The organism is Vibrio sp. 11-4(1) (assembly GCF_013048625.1).
Classification (GTDB): domain Bacteria; phylum Pseudomonadota; class Gammaproteobacteria; order Enterobacterales; family Vibrionaceae; genus Vibrio; species Vibrio diabolicus.
The window spans coordinates 334,656-351,160 of record NZ_VHSY01000003.1; the positions used below are offsets into that span (position 1 = coordinate 334,656).

Sequence of the window (16,505 nt, forward strand, 5' to 3'; positions counted from 1 at the left end):
CACAAATAAAAAGAAGAAAATTGTTTGATAAAATTAACACCACATATTCAATCCATAACACCAATGTATTTACTAATTATAATATTATTAGTAATCTCTCCTAGTAAACGTGTCTTATCCTTAGCATCTATAATAGGATCACTTGAAATACAATAATCAATTACGGATGATATAGACTCAATTGAATCACTATTCAAAAGTATTCCTAGTTTATATTTTTCCCAAAAATCAAACCTTTCAAAATCATTTGAACTATAAAGACAGCTTAATATTTCCCTTGGCCCTGTCTTACAATCTAAATGAATAGGGTAACAGTCTAAACTTATTGCTTCAATAAGAGCGTTGGGAAATCCTTCTGAATTAGAAACAGACAAGTAATATCTGCACCTCTTGTAAAAAGGATATGGATTTTCAATCTGACCAAGAAAAAAAGCTTTACTTTCAATTTGTAATTCAACACATTTTTTTTTGCATTTATCCAACTCTTCACCATCACCTAGAAACAGAAATACAACACCGTCAGGCATCTTAGGAATAGACTCGATTATTGCTATTTGATTTTTAGTCTTGTGAAATCTACCTACGACTAAAACATATATCGTGTCATTTTTAAAATCAAAAGCTTCGTATTCATTAGAAAGAATATTAACTTTGTCAATATCTAAAGGATTATATATAACACTTCCATTCGTAAGAAATAAGCCTTCTTCATATTCTCTTTTCATATCAAGGGATTTGTAAGTATGAAATGAAGCATATTTTAATAACCTTTTCACAAGGAACGAATGGAATGCTTTTAAATTTTTATTTTTTTCGAATTTTGACTCCAATGACACACAATGTGTACATATGGTTTTTTGCTTTAAAAACAATGATACAAAAACATTTAAGTAGTTAGCCCAAAACAAATGGCTATTTATAGTTGATAACTTTTCTTTTCTAATCAAAACTATCAGTCTAAAAAATGCAATTATCAGATCTAGAGGTAAAAACCTTTTTCTTTTTAATAGATTGAGCTTATTAATTGAATTTATTTTATTAAATTCATCGGGCCAAATCTTTATAAGTAAAACTTCTTCAGTGGAATTGTTAACGATATTAGCAACAACTCTCTCTGCGCCACCATTACGTAGGTCATTAATAAGTATTGCTTTTGTCATTTTAATTCTCAACCTAACTTAAATAAAATTATTAACCACACCAAGAAATAATACCGGCATGCTGTTTTAACTATATCTTGTAATACTGTTTTGAACACTGTTCTAACACATCAATTAGTTTTACTTCCTAACTTTAAAACAATATAATGAACAAGATAAGCCATGAACCAAACAATAAAGAATGACCTTAACAATGATATTATAAAGGTATAATCATTCCTATGAATGTAAAATACAAGAGTACATGAGAAAGACAATACTAGGGTCAACTTCTTTAAAGATGAAGTTGATATAAATCGCTTTTGTAACATATCAATATATAAAACAAGAGCTACAACCATAAATAAGGAGATAAATATTCCATACACTTCAAACAAGGAGTAACCAACAGCCCAAAAGTTACTTGCGAATGAATCACCCTCATTACCAAACAGGTAGCCCTTATATAAACTAGCAAACGATGTTGGCTTAAAACCAAATAGAGATGGAATAAATGGAATTAACACAAATATTAATTGAAACAAATAACCTATACTAATTTTGAATTCATTTGTAACTACTTCATTATATACAGCGCTAACGTGCGTTGGTTCTGCATTCTGAATAGAATACATTAAGAACTCGCCATTTAATACGGCAATTAACATATCATATTTCTGATGAACAAACGCATGGTAAAGTATTTTAAAATGAATAATTACCATTAAGAAAAACAATGAGACTAATAAAAACTTCCACTTATTTATAAATCGAACTCTTGTTCCAGATAGATAAAGGTATGATATAGCTATTATTGATATCACAATTGGTAATCTGTTCCCTACAATAAAAATAGAAAAATGGCATAAGAGCAAGAGAAAAATATAAAGCTTATTTCTATACCAGAATGACATAATAGTAGCCATAATAAGTGCAGGGACAGCCAACTTGAAAGCATGTGACTTCGGAACAACTTTCGTTGAAACTTTCAAAGCTTCAAAGTCACTAGAAATATAGTATGTTAGTATTAACATTAACGTAAAAAACAACATTATCCAAAAAAATTGGACATTTGCTTTACTTAAATCATAGGAGTAACTTACGGATCGTTCACTCTTATAATATAAATCACTGAGCAAAAGCATTAACAACAAGAAAGTTGAATTAAAACAAAGAATTAGATATGATGCTTCAGAAAATGATATCTCATAGGAAATACCACTGACCTTCCAAATAGATTCACCAAAAAGGAAAGGAGAGTGATAAAGGAAAAAAGAAAGAACAAATACAGAATAAAGTCTAATTTCAGACTTTCTAAATAGAAAATAAACTAATGTAAAAGCATTTAAAAATATATAATAGCTTTGATATTCCAATATTTCATTCATGACTAATCCACTAGCTTAAGATACTTGTCGATCATATTTTTCATGTTAAATTCACTTCTTGCAACGTTTGCTATTTCGTTACGATCTAATAGTAATGATTTTTTTAATGATGAGAGTAAGCCTTCATGACTACTTTCATAATCAACAAAATAACCAGTCTTACCAGATATAATTGAATCTAAAGTGCCATACCTTGAGTAGCCAATGCTTGGGCATCCTACCATAGCGGCTTCCATGTAAGATAATGGATGTGCCTCTGTCAATTCGGATAATAAAATAAAACAATCAGACGCAGCCATGAGGTTTTGTAGTGAGCCACTATTTAGCCTACCATGGAATGTTATCCACTCATCATTGATCGTTATATCTTTAAACTTCTTAAGAAATGGGCCATCTCCTGCTATATGCCATTGAATAGCTAAATCCTTCCTAAGTTCACTTAAGTATTTGTACATTTTTACGTAGCCCTTTCCTTCCACTATACGGCTAGCACTTAGTATTGAGATAACGTTAGAACTACGGTTAGTTTTAGAGTTAAGCTCTAGACTCGGAACTCCATTATTAATAACTATAAATTTACTTTCAGGCATTATTTCAAGCTTGTTCAAAAACCTATTTTTGACATAGTCACTAACAAAAACAACATTCTTAGAATTAGCTATCAACCTTTTATACAAGTAGACTAAAGCTTGTCTGACAAAGATAATTTTAGAACTAATTATCATCTCAGGCTCTGAGCCGTGTATTATCAATATAGCTTTACTCTGATATTTTTTAAACGGAAAAAAAGCCATAGCTAAATGTGCCCTTAAATCATTTAATATAAAAAAGTCTGCATTCTTTCTATTTAAGAAAACTTTATACAAATATTTTATAGGCTTAAATCTACTAGCTTTTACTTTTATCACATTAGTTATTATATCGTTTTCAATTTCTGCTTTGTTATTGGTCATCAAGTAAACGTTTTTTTTATCATCAGAGATTGAAAACATTTCTGAGTAAAGAGTTTTAGCTATTGTTCCAGCACCACCCCCAATCGGTGGTAATTCATGAGATATAATATAGATATTCATGATAGTTTCGCTTCATTGATCGCGATTCGAATTTTAGCGGGGATAAAACTTTTAAATAACGATACAATAAATGTTAAGCGAAAATTACTTAATATGTATTTTCTAGCAAATTTGTTTTCTCCACAAAAAAGTGCACTATTGATTAGCCTCCTCTCATAAATGAACTCGTCTTTAGTGCTGACACTTTGTTGATTTAATCTATAGAATATTAAAGGCTCTCTTATCATACCAAAATCAGCTCCCTTACTAACAAGCTCTTTCCATAAAGCCTTGTCTTGAGCCCTTACATAGTCTTCATTATATTTTACATTATTATCTATCAAATAATCTTTTCTCATCATTACTGATGGATGTGCTATAAGATTAATTTTATCCAAAGAATCCAAAACCTTTCCAGAACTCTTAGGTAACCATGAATCAAATAATACGTCCCCAACTTCATTTATATAAGTAACTAATGAATAACTGACAACCAAATTAGGGTTGGATTCCATAAAATCAATCTGTTTCTCAAAACGTTCTTCTTTTGAGATATCATCAGCATCAAGTCTCGCTATGAATTTTCCTCGACAACATTTCAAACCTATGTTTAAAGACTTTGTCAACCCTAAATTGACCTCATTACAAATTAAAACAAGACGATCTGAACTTATATCTAGTTCATCAATCAATTGCGAAATTTCTTCTTTTCTCTTTGGATTGTCCAAAACTATAATATATTCAAAGTCTTGACAAGTTTGGTTCTTTAAAGAATTTAGTGATGAGATAACCCAAGATATTGGCTCTTTATATATAGCCATAATCAAACTTACTTTGTACATAATCTCTCTATTATTTTTGCCGGCACACCTGCAACAATACAATTATCTTCAATGTTTTTCGTAACTACTGCCCCCGCACCAACAATAACGTTGTTGCCAATTTTTACTCCAGGAAGTACTATAGCGTTTGCGCCAATTTGCACATTATTACCGACTTCAATTCCTGAGTGGATGTGTTTATAACTTTCTAAATTATTTTTATCTAGCGTTGTTGTAATCAACTTAGATCCTGATGAAAGTGAAACATTATCTCCAATTATGATTTTTTCACTTGCATTGATATAACAAAATGCGTTTACTGATAACCTTCCGTTTAAAATAAGGTTTTCTGGTTTTATTATTTCAAAATAACCATAAACAGACACTATTGCACTTCTGTTAAACCTTTTTATTTTCCTTTTCAATAAAATTTTCATCAATCTGGACAGCATTTGATTTTTATCCTTAAAAGAATCAGATAGATTATAAATTGTGAAAATAGGTATATTTTAATCAGAAATAGCAAATCCAAATACTCAGAAAGAAAAAGTGAAGTAGATATCAACACTATCATTCCAGTCATTGTGGCATACTTGATTCTCTCAGCCATATTTCCAAGTATAATCGTATGAGATGTAAGACTCGATAGGGTTGATAGTGGTATATTCAAGCAAAAAATTGACACTAACAGTGTGAAATTAATTGATTGCGGTATATTTAAATATTCTTGAATATAACCAGATGTAAGAATAAGCACCGAACAAGCCGAAACTGAAAGAAAGATTAAAATAATATAAATCTTTTTCTTTAATTTAGAATATTTATCTAATGCTTCATGTTTTTTTTCTGCCATATATGGGTATGCTGATTGAATTACCGGCATTATAACCCCTGTAACAGCTGAATTCATTTTTTGTAAGATATTAAGGATCGTTACTCCCGACGCTCCTCCAACATAATTATTTAACATCAGCACTAAAAATGGATTTGCAGCACTACTTATCAATCTGTATGACAATATACTCCATCCTTCACAACGTTGTTTATTCAATTCTTTTGATACCAAATGAAATGAATCCCTGAAAACCACCTCAACATCACAAGCGTAAAGTTTTAAGATAAGTAAATTTGAGAATATAAACATTAAAAACTGAGGGCTGTATAAGGTGAACAAATATATATATTTAAAGTGCACTGAATCATTAAATAATACAACTGAAATAAGAAATACCAAACGACCAATTGCCATTATAATTGCTTGCCAGTAAAGCTTATATTCCGCTTGTAGTACCCATATTCCGTTCAGTGAAGAAAATAAAACAAATGCCAGTGTAAAAATTATAACATCATTATCAACGCCATTTTTTTTCAAAACAAAACATAGTGGATATGTAAATATAAGAAAAGCAAGCAACTTAAAAAAAGAGGACCATAGATAGAAATATTTTTTTATCTGTATGTTTTTTTCAATTGCCAAATACTTAGTTGCAGATGAAGAATACCCCCACTCAATAACCATGATCAAATATTGTGCGATCACTTGAGAAAATGCTATATATCCATAATCTTCAAAGCCAATTGATTTAATAACCAAAGGCAGCGTGAGAAGTGGAACGATAAGTTCAAATACCTTCAATGCTTGGAGAGAAAATATTCCATTTATAATTTTACGTGGTAGCATTTTTATTTTGTTCTAACAACTTGGTCTTTTCGTAATAATCATCCACGCTACATATGAAGCGTGCTGGATTCCCCCCCCATACTTCACCAGGAGGTATACTGCGTGTGACAACAGATCCTGCAGCTACTACACTTCGCTTCCCAACTGTTACACCTGGCAACAATATACTTTTTGCACCAATAAATGCACGTTCCTCTACTTTTATATAGCCAAACTTAGTTAATGAACAATCTTTATCTCTAAAAACCCAAGTAGCTCCATCATGTGTAATAAATGTAACATCAAATGAAACCGTCACTTCATCTGATATTGAGATTAAAAAAGGCTCACTTCCAAAGTTAATTCCCTTCATTAATCTGCAATTTTTTCCTAGTTTCAATCCACGTTTTATGGATAATTTCAATTTTAAAAAATCTACAATCCTTAATAATTTCATTATATAACACAACTTTATTATTACTGATTTCTATAAAAATGATTAAACCATTTGACGAACTCCGCCACACCTTTTCGCACATCTATTTCAGGTTTGTATCCAGTTGCTTCATACAGCGCTTTCGTATCTGCAAAGGTTTGGTATACATCGCCAGGCTGCATCGGCATAAAGTTCTTTTTCGCTTCAATTCCTAGTGTGTCTTCTAATGCTTGAATATAATCCATCAGTTTCACCGGCTGACCGTTACCAATGTTGTACACGCGATAAGGAGCAGAACTGGTTGCAGGCGAACCGTCTTCTACAGTCCAAGCAATGTTATTTTCAGGTATAACATTTTGGATACGAATAATACCTTCTACTATGTCATCAATATAAGTAAAATCTCGACTCATATCGCCATTGTTATAGATATCAATGGTTTCGCCTTTTACGATTTTATGGGTGAACTTGAGCAAGGCCATATCCGGGCGGCCCCATGGTCCATAAACAGTAAAGAAACGTAATCCGGTAGTTGGAATGTCGTAAAGGTGAGAATAGGTGTGCGCCATTAACTCGTTAGACTTTTTGGTCGCAGCATATAGAGAGACTGGATGGTCAACTGAATCATCTGTGCTGAAAGGTACTTTTTCATTTAGACCATAAACCGAGCTTGATGAGGCGTAAACGAGGTGTTTAACTTTATTATGGCGACACCCTTCTAAAATATTTAGGTGTCCCACTAAATTACTATCGGCATAAGCAAGCGGATTATCCAAAGAGTAACGTACACCTGCCTGCGCTGCTAAATGGATAACGCGATCAAATTGCTCGTTGGCAAATAGCTCTGGGATGGCCACACGGTCGGCAATATCCAGTTTGATAAACTTAAATAAAGGGTGTTCGATTCGCTCTAACCGAGCGTGCTTCAAGTTAACGTCGTAATAGTTGTTAATGTTATCTATACCAATGACATCGTGACCCATTTCTGTCAGGCGCTCGACCACAGCACTGCCAATGAATCCAGCAGCGCCTGTTACTAAGTATTTCATATTTTTTCCTAGACAACTTAATGTCCCTAGATATAAGGGACATATAATGATTTATATTTATCAACACGAGACACGTACAATGAACGCATCAGCTTTAACAAAGTTGGTATTTGTAACCAGAATTTTTCTTATCTAATTTTGGTCTGCGCTAAATCGCATCACCGCCTGTGCTATTGAAGCGGCTTTTCCAGCGATCCATATAACTCTTAAACTTAAATCGTGAGATCTTTCCACATTCCATATCAGACTTCGGATGAGCTTGAAACAGTTTTGATTCAATTTGAGACTACAAATCCTTACTAACTACTTGCAATTATTTGATTTTATCTACTTGGGTTTCTATAACCCAATAGGCTATTAACTTCTACTTAGACGTAAACTGAAGTCCTAAAGTATGAAATAGCTTATTGAACCTAGAAGAAATGCGCCAAATATGGCTAATGACCGAAAAATAGCATGCAAACAAAATCAAGAAAGCAATAAACATTATTGATTCACCAATACCAACAAAATCAGCCCACAAACCGATAGCAGCACAAATTGATGCCATCGAACAGATGAAAATTAACGTTGCACCTGGAGAAAGCCCAATACGCTGACAAATATGGTGTAGATGTTCTCTGTCTGGTTGGAATGGTGACTGACCTTTACGAATACGACGGATCATAATGGTTGCCATGTCCATCAACGGTAAAGCTATTAACCACAGTGCTGTGACTGGCTTGAAGGCTACCGCTCCTGGTTCTTGCGTGCCGCGAATTAGCATCCAGACCACGGTAAAGCCGATGAACATACTGCCTGCATCACCCATGAAGATCTTAAAGCGACGACCTAGTGGGAAACCTAAGTTCAGGAAGATATAAGGAAGCATCGCAGTCACGATCATTAAACAGATCGTGGCTAAATATTCGTTTCCGTTGTAGGCAAACACAATACCTAATGCTGTAAAGGTTACCGAGGCTAACCCGCCCAGCAAGCCGTCTATGCCATCAACCATATTAAATGCGTTAATTGCGCCTATTACCGCAATAACGGTGATCACTGCACCAGCAACTTCATTCAGGGCAATGGTTTCGCTCCCCATTAAGTAGCCTAAATCGTGTAAGCTGTGGCCCCCGATGTAAATCATCGCAAGGGATATTCCTGCTTGGATAATAAGGCGAATTTTGAAACTTACATCGTAGTAGTCATCTAATGCACCGAGCACGATGAGTACAGCCGAACAAGATAAGTAGAGTGATAGGTTGTCATTCATTGGTAAGAATAGAAGGAACCCCACCAGTATAGTAGAGAAAATGGAGATCCCTCCTACAAGTGGCACCACACCTTGGTGAAGCTTTCTTGCATTGGGTTTATCTACTAGACCTACGCGCTTAGCGATCTTGCGCATAACAAAAAGTAGAACGAACGACAAAATAAATACAAATAAATATGCATTATTCATGATAGCCAACTGTGTTATTAAATAAGTTTGAGGTAAATCTATAACGCATCCGACTGATTCCCTTTACGGATTCCATTGCATCACAGGTCCGATACTGCTGATTCTTTTTCGCTCATATCTGAATAAGCCGAACCTAAGAACAAGCAGGTGATTTTTTGGCGTGACAAAACCACATTAGACAACATGGGTTGTAACGCACAGCAAACGCTAATTTTTAATATTGAATATGTAAGTAACTGAATCGCCCCGATACTCGCTCATGACGGTCACGGGTTCACAGCTTTTTATAGGCAGGCCAAATACAAAGCTTGTATATGCTAACTGACGGTTTGAGCCGACAGTTAACTACTTCTACACGCTTAGTGCTTGGTTTTGATAGGTATGAGAAATGGAGATTTAAATTGTAACCTATGCCTAACCAACATTCGCTCGCCACTTTGTTAGCTTTGAGCGTCCCTCTGACAAAAGGGAATTACATAAATTTGTAATAGTTCTCGTTTTTTATAAATCAATCTTGCCAGAAATGCACTTAGGTGCTTATTATTATTGAACATTCTTTAGTTTGACCTCTTTCTTTTATTAGGAAGGAGGCTTCAACGGTGATTTGGGCACGCTACCGCCCCTAGGTCTGGCTCCTAGAAGCAAGTTTTTGCACGTAATGTGAACGGTTGCATTTCCAAACAGGAGACGAATTGTATAGTAAACACGTTGCAACTAAAAGTAGAACGTGTAAAAAGCTTACAAAAAAATGTCTTTTTTCTGACACTTATGCCGTCATAAATGTGGCGTGTTTTATAAAATTATAATTATCAGACACCCATTTTACGCAGCGAGCACTAAACAGCCAGTGACTCTGATTCCAAAAGCTTAAATGAAAATAGTTGCAATAATATGAATTGCATCACAAGCGGTTGCAATGAAACGTAGTCAAATTTATGACGAATATCTAAGTCTCTCTAAACTTTCAGTTTTGCCATTTTCTTTCTCCTATTTTGCTTGCCTACAATACGCTCACTTATTCACTATCTGCCCGCTTACCCTAGCTACTGAGCGATTTACCGAATCGCTGCCAAATAGTGAGGTTTGACTATGTGTAAAATAGATACTCACAAGTGTAAGCTAGCAAAGGTAAAAGCGTCGTTTTGTTATGAAAGTACTGCACCACGGTGGGAAAAATACGGTTACTGGCTCTTGTCACGAGCTCGTGTTACAAAATGGAAGTGTGCTGATCGACTGTGGTTTGCTACAAGGCCAAGACAATGCTCAGCAGCAGAGTTGGGGTATCGATTTTTCTATAGCTCATCTCAAAGCGGTAGTGCTGACCCATTCTCATATCGATCATATTGGTAGGCTGCCTTGGCTATTAGCAGCTGGCTATAAGGGCCCTATCTACTGTACGGAAGCCACCGCTGAGCTCGTGCCGCTTATGTTAGAAGATGGTTTAAAGCTCCAATTGGGTATGCGACGTCATCAAAGAGAGAAAGTGCTCGATTTTATTCGAGCGCTTATTCGTCCTTGTCCTTACTCAGTGTGGATAGAAATAGAAGATAGCACTTCTCTTCGCTTTCAACCTGCTGGGCACATTTTAGGCTCAGCATATGTTGAGTTTCATTTATCAAACCAAGAGGTTGTTGTTTTCTCTGGGGATTTGGGACCTCGCAACACACCTCTCCTACCGGATCCATTATCACCGGAAAAAGCTGACTACCTGTTTATCGAGTCGACTTACGGCAATAAAATTCACGAGGATGTAGAGTCTCGCAGCAGGAGATTACTTTCTATTATTGATCACGCACTTAGGGATGGTGGCGTAATTGTGATACCAGCTTTTAGTGTCGGGAGAACCCAAGAGTTACTCTTTGATATAGAGCAGCTTATACATGAGCACGCTTTGCAAGATTCACTGCCTATTATTCTCGACTCTCCTTTGGCTAAAAAGGTGACCAATACCTATCGCCAATTTAAAAAACTTTGGGGATCTGAAGCGAAAGAGCGACTCGATCATCATCGACACCCTCTCGCGTTTGACCAATGCATTACAATCGAAAGCCACGCAGACCATTTACAGCTCGTTAACCGTCTCGTAAGTACATCAGAAGCCGCTATCGTGGTTGCAGCCTCCGGAATGTGTGAAGGTGGCCGTGTCGTCAATTATTTGGAAGCCTTACTACCTGATGAAAGAAATGATGTTCTATTTGCTGGCTATCAAGCGGAAGGGACTTTAGGTCGGCGTATCCAGGATGGAGAAGAAAGTGTATTGATTGAAGGTAAGCGCGTGAAAGTGAAAGCTCAAGTTCATACGATGTCAGGCTACTCTGCGCATGCCGATATGAACGACTTAATACAATTTGTAACTGCAATTCCTACTCATCCTAAAGAGGTTCACCTTATACATGGTGAGGAAGATTCGAAAAAAGCGCTTTATCAAAAACTAATCAACCTCGGATATAACTGCGTAATATAGTGAATTAGACAATCATTTAATTTCGAGGCGACATAATATATCGCAAACATAGTTTGTCGAATTCATTGATATAGTTACGTCAAGATTCAAAAACAAGCCATAAGTAAGGGCTCAGGTTCAAGAAAATTAACAAAGTTACAAGCATGTTCTGGATTAAGGGATATAATTTCTATACGAATTAAATTATAATCGCCGACTTGTAAGCAATTGGCTAGTCGAAAACAACTTATTCCATTCCTATGACAGACAGTATGAGCGACACGCTTCAAGAACGAGAAGCTTCTGAATTAACTAAAAATAATTCTATCAGCATAACATCAGCATTGGACGAGTTATCCGCAAGTGAAGCAGACGCTTGCCTTTATATCTACTGTCCGAAAGAAGACGAAGCAAAGATTGCTCAAGTACTTAAGAGACACCCTGAAATTAACGCACAAGTTAATAACTATGCCCTTAGGGATTTCAAGAGTAAAACGCTTTGCCACTTCAAAAGCTCACATCTAAACCCTGAGCAGCAAGCGTTTCTTGTAGCTGCGACAGAACTAGGTGCTTGGGTTGAGCCTCTAGTGAGCTACTTTGATCGTTCACTTGGCTACACTGAAACTGAGCTCTTGCATAGCGGCTACTTCTTACACCAAAAAGCTTTTTCTATCCTCTCTAATCGTAAGAACAGCTGGCAAAAGCGCTTCATCGATCTCTTGTTTGTTTTTATGCTGTCGTGGGTTGCTATCCCAGTAGGGCTTATGACGGCACTGCTCATTAAGCTTGAGTCACCAGGCCCGGTATTCTTTAAGCAGCGTCGTACTGGCCAATATAATGAAGAGTTTGAAGTGATCAAGTTTCGCTCGATGCGAAACGATGCGGAAAAGAACGGTGCCCAATGGGCGACCAAGAACGACGCTCGCGTAACGAAAGTCGGCTGTTTTATTCGTAAAACTCGAATAGATGAGCTCCCTCAGTTAATCAATGTACTAAAGGGAGAGATGTCGATGGTTGGTCCTCGCCCAGAACGCGAGGTGTTCATTTCTGAATTGGAAAAAGCCATTCCTTACTACCGCTTTCGTCACGCCGTTAAACCAGGGGTAACTGGTCTAGCCCAAGTAAAATACCCTTATGGCGCATCGGTAGAAGACGCTATCTGGAAGCATAAATACGATATTTACTACATCAAACACCAAAACTGGATGATGGAAGTGAAGATTCTTTTCCTTACGATTAAAACAGTGTTGTTTGGGATGGGGCGCTAGAAAACGGCGAATTCAACCGAACGGATCATAGGTATAAAAAAGAGCAGCGCCTTACGGTAGCTGCTCTTTTTGTATGCGTATTTTGTGTTACTAGGTTCTACCGAAGATTAGCGAGACTAAGACTTGCGCTTAGTTCGGTGTTTCATCGTACCTTTAACGGCATAGACAGAAAATGTAAATAGACTTCTTGGCAAACTCAAACCTACTACGTCTCTATAGAACTTCCATTGATATGACAAAACGCTAAATTTGTTAGCTGTCATACCACTATCCATCCGATACTTTGCTAATGGCTTAGGTAGACAGTAAGCTTTGGGAGTATCTTTCAGTATATCTAACCACAATCCCATATCCTGACGTTTACGAATAAGCGGCATATAGCGCTTACCTAGTGCCTGTGTGTCATAAACTGCAGTTAGGCATCCGATAACGTTACTGTAGATAAGTTTTTTATACGTTGTATATTCGGGTGCAGTTACAACACTTAGCTCTTCTTCATTATTAAAACGGCTATAGTGGGTGTATGTGAGTGGATAGTTATTCTCAAGCATGAATGGGATCTGCTCTGCTAGTTTGTTTTCCATCCATAAGTCATCAGAATCTAAAAATGCAATAAAGCGACCTTTTGCTTTTTTTATCGCAAAATTTCGGCTCGCTCCTGCACCTAGATTTTCTTTATTCTGATATGCATGAATATTGTCGTACTTATCAGCGTATGTTTGAATGACTTTCCAAGTATTATCGGTAGATCTGTCATCTACTATTATAAGCTCCCAGTTTTTATATGTTTGGGATAGTACACTTTGAATGCTTTCTACTACAGTACCTGTTGAATTATATGTTGGCATTATTACCGAAACTAACAAACTCATCTCATAGCCTTAATTTTTTCTAACAAACAGGGTTATAAACCGAGCCCAAGATATTGAATTATACGTATCACCAATGCAATGTATTCTCTATAACTCTTTTTAACTTTTTTGCTCCACTTAAAGTCAAGTGATTGCTATCAAAGTACAAAAGGTTGCCATATTCATCTTTAAAGCTACATTCTTCATCACAGAAAAAACCACTGACTGGGAATAGTTTAAAATAATCATCGGTTAACAAAGATAAAGCCTTTAAGTAGTCTTTATGAACTTGGTTATAATCATCAATACTTTGTGAAAGTTCATGATTATAATAAACTGCCTTAGGGATGCTTTCATCCCATATAGGTACAGGCTCAATAAGTGCAACTTTAATATTTTCTTGTTTCGTCTTTGTTAGTAACTCTTCAATAGTTTCTACTTTTATATCATGAAACTTATAATGGAGAACTATTTTATTGATGTTGTACTCTTCAACTATGTTCATTACACTGCTTACATCTATGTCAGATCGAGCCATTAAAGGACGGTTAGAAACCATAAAGTAAACTCTATTATTCTGACTTGTTGCAACTTCTGTAAACTCTTTCTTAATTGCATCTGCATGACTATTACCAACCAATAGAACATTCTCTATTTTATCTTTCTCATCAAGCTCTGTTAGTTCACAAACAGGGCTTGTCGGTGAAGTTAATCGGTTCAACGTCCCACAGCGATAGTTACTTCGGTCCTTTAGTGCAAAGAAAACCTTAGCCTCTTCATTAATAGACATTAAGCTTGGAACTTGACTACCAATCACGATACTCAAAGCGACAGAAGTATAAAGGATAATTGCTGTTTTTCTTGAAGCTTTAAACATCTTTTGTTTTTCTATCAATTCATACTGCAACACTGATAGAAGAAGAGTTGCGGCCAATAATGTGAATATTTCTAAATAGGAAAGAGAGAAATTTGCATTGACCTCAAATGGAGTGTATGTGTACAACAAGATTAAGGGGAAATGCACTAAATAAATTGAATAAGAGCGGTCTCCCAGCCAAATCAAAATTTTCCCTATTTTACTTTCAACTAAATGCTTGGGAATACCATTAACTATGATTATGAATGTAAGTATACATACAAACAAAGCACCTAATCCTGGGTGTCCCCATAAAATGCTTTTTTCTCCACCTGAGACTGGGAAAAATATTGAAGAAAGTAATAGACAAATTGCTATTATAGAGAGCGTAACGTTACTCTTATTTACTTGACCGTTTGTTGTGAATGAAACGGCTGCAACGTAACCAATCAAAAACTCCCATACCCTAAATGGCATAATAAAGAATGCTGACTTGGTAGATATCTTTACAAGAGCAAAGCAAGCAATCATTGATAATATAATTATAATTACTTTTGATGGCTTACATCGAGAAAACACATAAACAAGGATAGGAAAAACCAAGTAGTACTGAATCTCTACTCCCAAAGACCAAAAGTGAAGTAAGGGATTAAAGTTTTCAGCAGAAAAATAGGAATTTTGTGTCCAAAAATAAATGTTGGGAACTAAAAGTAATGATGCGGTAGCCTGAGTTAATATGCCATCCAGTTCAGAGGGCAACACTAATATACATGAAGCAAACACTGTCGCAATGAGAGTGACTCCATAAGCAGGTAGTAATCTTTTAGCTCTTCTCTGAAAAAAAATCACCGTATCCTTGCCTTGGTATAGAACCCCCATCAGGAATCCACTAATAACAAAGAACATATCAACGCCAAGAAAGCCGCTTTTAATGGTAGAAATATTCAAATGATAAAGAACAACCAGAGCTACAGCTATACCACGTAATATTTGGATATCTGATCTATACTTCATTCCGATGTAAACCTATAAAAGGAATCTTTTAGTTTCTTTGTATTTACTTCTCTACAACCATTCTTAAGTACTAAGTTACGGTTATGTTCTAAAACTTCACGTTGTTCTTCAAATTTAAGCGAGCATTTAGAGAGAGCATCAATAATAGTATGTATATTAGCTGTATCAACATATATTGCATGTTCCTCATCGAGCCATTCTCTGTTTGCGTCCAAATCAGATACTATAGGAATTAATCCTGCACACATTGATTCCAACAATGATAATGGGCAACCATCCATAGCAGGAATGCTAATAACAAACTGATGACTACTGAAAAGTTCCAACAATGATGGCTCATCAACATAACCTACGATATTAACACGTCCATTACCAAAATTTAATTTAGATACTATAGATTCTAACTCTTCAACAGGTCTACCTCGACCGATTATGGTCAAAGTTGAAGCTCTATTAGTTTGTAGTGTATATGCTGAGTATGCATTGATGATTAGATCTATATTATACAGTTCGTCCCAATTTCTTATGGAAAGAAATCTAAGCTCTTCATCTTCCCTAAATTTGCTCTGAAAATCTAGCTTATATTTTTCGGTCAATACCCCATACTGAAAAACATCAATCTTATTAGGCTCTGCCCCTAGTTGAATTAGCTTATCTTTGATATGTTCTGCTGGTGCATTAATCCAAGAGAACCTTTTTAATGCTAATTGGGCAAGCTTTTTAAACCAATTAGGGCGCGTTGGGATAGAATTAACATCTGTTCCCCATACCGATAGTATTTTCTTACATCTAGAAAATAAAAATGCAGAGCCGAGACCATAAGATGAGAAGTAGCTTGCATATATTAAGTCTGGCTTTTCCTTTAAAAATATCCATTGCAATAATGGAAGGTTTAAAAAAAAGTCTAAACGATTATTAATAAACCTAGGCAAAGAAACTACTCGTATCGCTTCATTTCTAGCAAATGAGGTATTTTCGTTGTGTAGTGTAATAACAACTATCTCAAATTCATTATCAAACTTCGAGATCCACTTTTGAAGATGACCTGATGATACAGGTGCATAACATAAAACTTTTTTCATCT

At 35.7% G+C, this 16,505-nt stretch carries 14 protein-coding genes; 2 read left to right on the forward strand and 12 right to left on the reverse strand.

All coding sequences use genetic code 11. The features are described from left to right. Positions 1-47: 47 nt before the first annotated feature. From FKN16_RS07930 to wecA, 9 genes are all read right to left on the reverse strand, one after another. Positions 48-1,160 carry a glycosyltransferase gene (locus tag FKN16_RS07930; RefSeq protein WP_170902427.1) on the reverse strand — a complete coding sequence of 371 codons (1,113 nt, stop codon included), beginning with the start codon at positions 1,158-1,160 and terminating at the stop codon, positions 48-50. Positions 1,161-1,270: 110 nt separating this feature from the next. Continuing rightward, positions 1,271-2,527, reverse strand: a complete 1,257-nt coding sequence (locus FKN16_RS07935; protein WP_170902428.1) for a hypothetical protein — start codon at positions 2,525-2,527, stop codon at positions 1,271-1,273. Positions 2,528-2,529: 2 nt separating this feature from the next. Further along, on the reverse strand, positions 2,530-3,600 hold the full coding sequence (locus FKN16_RS07940; protein ID WP_170902429.1) for a glycosyltransferase family 4 protein: 1,071 nt from the start codon (positions 3,598-3,600) through the stop codon (positions 2,530-2,532). Further along, on the reverse strand, positions 3,597-4,421 hold the full coding sequence (locus FKN16_RS07945; RefSeq protein ID WP_170902430.1) for a glycosyltransferase: 825 nt from the start codon (positions 4,419-4,421) through the stop codon (positions 3,597-3,599). The genes FKN16_RS07940 and FKN16_RS07945 overlap by 4 nt, the downstream gene beginning before the upstream one ends. Next, complete coding sequence (locus FKN16_RS07950; protein WP_170902431.1) at positions 4,409-4,852, reverse strand: acyltransferase; 444 nt, start codon at positions 4,850-4,852, stop codon at positions 4,409-4,411. Before FKN16_RS07950 ends, FKN16_RS07945 begins: the two co-directional genes overlap by 13 nt. Continuing rightward, the gene (locus tag FKN16_RS07955; RefSeq protein ID WP_170902432.1) at positions 4,837-6,081 is read right to left on the reverse strand and encodes an oligosaccharide flippase family protein; all 1,245 of its coding nucleotides are present in this window, start codon (positions 6,079-6,081) and stop codon (positions 4,837-4,839) included. Before FKN16_RS07955 ends, FKN16_RS07950 begins: the two co-directional genes overlap by 16 nt. Beyond that, positions 6,068-6,517, reverse strand: coding sequence for an acyltransferase (locus FKN16_RS07960; protein ID WP_170902433.1), 450 nt, complete (start codon positions 6,515-6,517; stop codon positions 6,068-6,070). The genes FKN16_RS07955 and FKN16_RS07960 overlap by 14 nt, the downstream gene beginning before the upstream one ends. A 20-nt stretch (positions 6,518-6,537) precedes the next feature. Then, positions 6,538-7,545, reverse strand: coding sequence for an NAD-dependent epimerase (locus tag FKN16_RS07965; protein ID WP_170902434.1), 1,008 nt, complete (start codon positions 7,543-7,545; stop codon positions 6,538-6,540). A 364-nt stretch (positions 7,546-7,909) separates the two neighbouring features. Then, positions 7,910-8,989, reverse strand: a complete 1,080-nt coding sequence (gene wecA, locus FKN16_RS07970; RefSeq protein WP_170902435.1) for a UDP-N-acetylglucosamine--undecaprenyl-phosphate N-acetylglucosaminephosphotransferase — start codon at positions 8,987-8,989, stop codon at positions 7,910-7,912. Between the two features lie 1,147 nt (positions 8,990-10,136). Between wecA and FKN16_RS07975 the strand changes: the two genes are divergently transcribed. Then, entirely contained in the window at positions 10,137-11,453 is a 1,317-nt protein-coding gene (locus FKN16_RS07975) for an MBL fold metallo-hydrolase (protein ID WP_170902436.1), read from the forward strand. Positions 11,454-11,692: 239 nt separating this feature from the next. Continuing rightward, a complete protein-coding gene (locus FKN16_RS24785) occupies positions 11,693-12,700 on the forward strand; it encodes a sugar transferase (RefSeq protein ID WP_170902437.1) in 1,008 nt (335 codons plus the stop codon). Positions 12,701-12,816: 116 nt separating this feature from the next. Here FKN16_RS24785 and FKN16_RS07985 read toward each other — a convergent pair whose 3' ends face one another. From FKN16_RS07985 to FKN16_RS07995, 3 genes are all read right to left on the reverse strand, one after another. Then, complete coding sequence (locus FKN16_RS07985) at positions 12,817-13,572, reverse strand: glycosyltransferase family 2 protein (RefSeq protein WP_170902438.1); 756 nt, start codon at positions 13,570-13,572, stop codon at positions 12,817-12,819. A gap of 67 nt (positions 13,573-13,639) precedes the next feature. Then, complete coding sequence (locus tag FKN16_RS07990) at positions 13,640-15,421, reverse strand: acyltransferase family protein (protein WP_170902439.1); 1,782 nt, start codon at positions 15,419-15,421, stop codon at positions 13,640-13,642. Next, on the reverse strand, positions 15,418-16,503 hold the full coding sequence (locus tag FKN16_RS07995) for a glycosyltransferase family 4 protein (protein ID WP_145473318.1): 1,086 nt from the start codon (positions 16,501-16,503) through the stop codon (positions 15,418-15,420). Before FKN16_RS07995 ends, FKN16_RS07990 begins: the two co-directional genes overlap by 4 nt. Between the last annotated feature and the right edge of the window lie 2 nt (positions 16,504-16,505).

Bases quoted from the DNA above. Each gene is read 5' to 3' on its own strand.
- FKN16_RS07940 (WP_170902429.1), bottom strand. From the start codon at position 3,600: ATGAATATCTATATTATATCTCATGAATTACCACCGATTGGGGGTGGT.
- FKN16_RS07930 (WP_170902427.1), bottom strand. From the start codon at position 1,160: ATGACAAAAGCAATACTTATTAATGACCTACGTAATGGTGGCGCAGAG.
- FKN16_RS07990 (WP_170902439.1), bottom strand. From the start codon at position 15,421: ATGAAGTATAGATCAGATATCCAAATATTACGTGGTATAGCTGTAGCT.
- FKN16_RS07965 (WP_170902434.1), bottom strand. From the start codon at position 7,545: ATGAAATACTTAGTAACAGGCGCTGCTGGATTCATTGGCAGTGCTGTG.
- FKN16_RS07945 (WP_170902430.1), bottom strand. From the start codon at position 4,421: ATGTACAAAGTAAGTTTGATTATGGCTATATATAAAGAGCCAATATCT.
- wecA (WP_170902435.1), bottom strand. From the start codon at position 8,989: ATGAATAATGCATATTTATTTGTATTTATTTTGTCGTTCGTTCTACTT.
- FKN16_RS07935 (WP_170902428.1), bottom strand. From the start codon at position 2,527: ATGAATGAAATATTGGAATATCAAAGCTATTATATATTTTTAAATGCT.
- FKN16_RS07975 (WP_170902436.1), top strand. From the start codon at position 10,137: ATGAAAGTACTGCACCACGGTGGGAAAAATACGGTTACTGGCTCTTGT.
- FKN16_RS07985 (WP_170902438.1), bottom strand. From the start codon at position 13,572: ATGAGTTTGTTAGTTTCGGTAATAATGCCAACATATAATTCAACAGGT.
- FKN16_RS07955 (WP_170902432.1), bottom strand. From the start codon at position 6,081: ATGCTACCACGTAAAATTATAAATGGAATATTTTCTCTCCAAGCATTG.
- FKN16_RS07960 (WP_170902433.1), bottom strand. From the start codon at position 6,517: ATGAAATTATTAAGGATTGTAGATTTTTTAAAATTGAAATTATCCATA.
- FKN16_RS24785 (WP_170902437.1), top strand. From the start codon at position 11,693: ATGACAGACAGTATGAGCGACACGCTTCAAGAACGAGAAGCTTCTGAA.
- FKN16_RS07950 (WP_170902431.1), bottom strand. From the start codon at position 4,852: ATGCTGTCCAGATTGATGAAAATTTTATTGAAAAGGAAAATAAAAAGG.
- FKN16_RS07995 (WP_145473318.1), bottom strand. From the start codon at position 16,503: ATGAAAAAAGTTTTATGTTATGCACCTGTATCATCAGGTCATCTTCAA.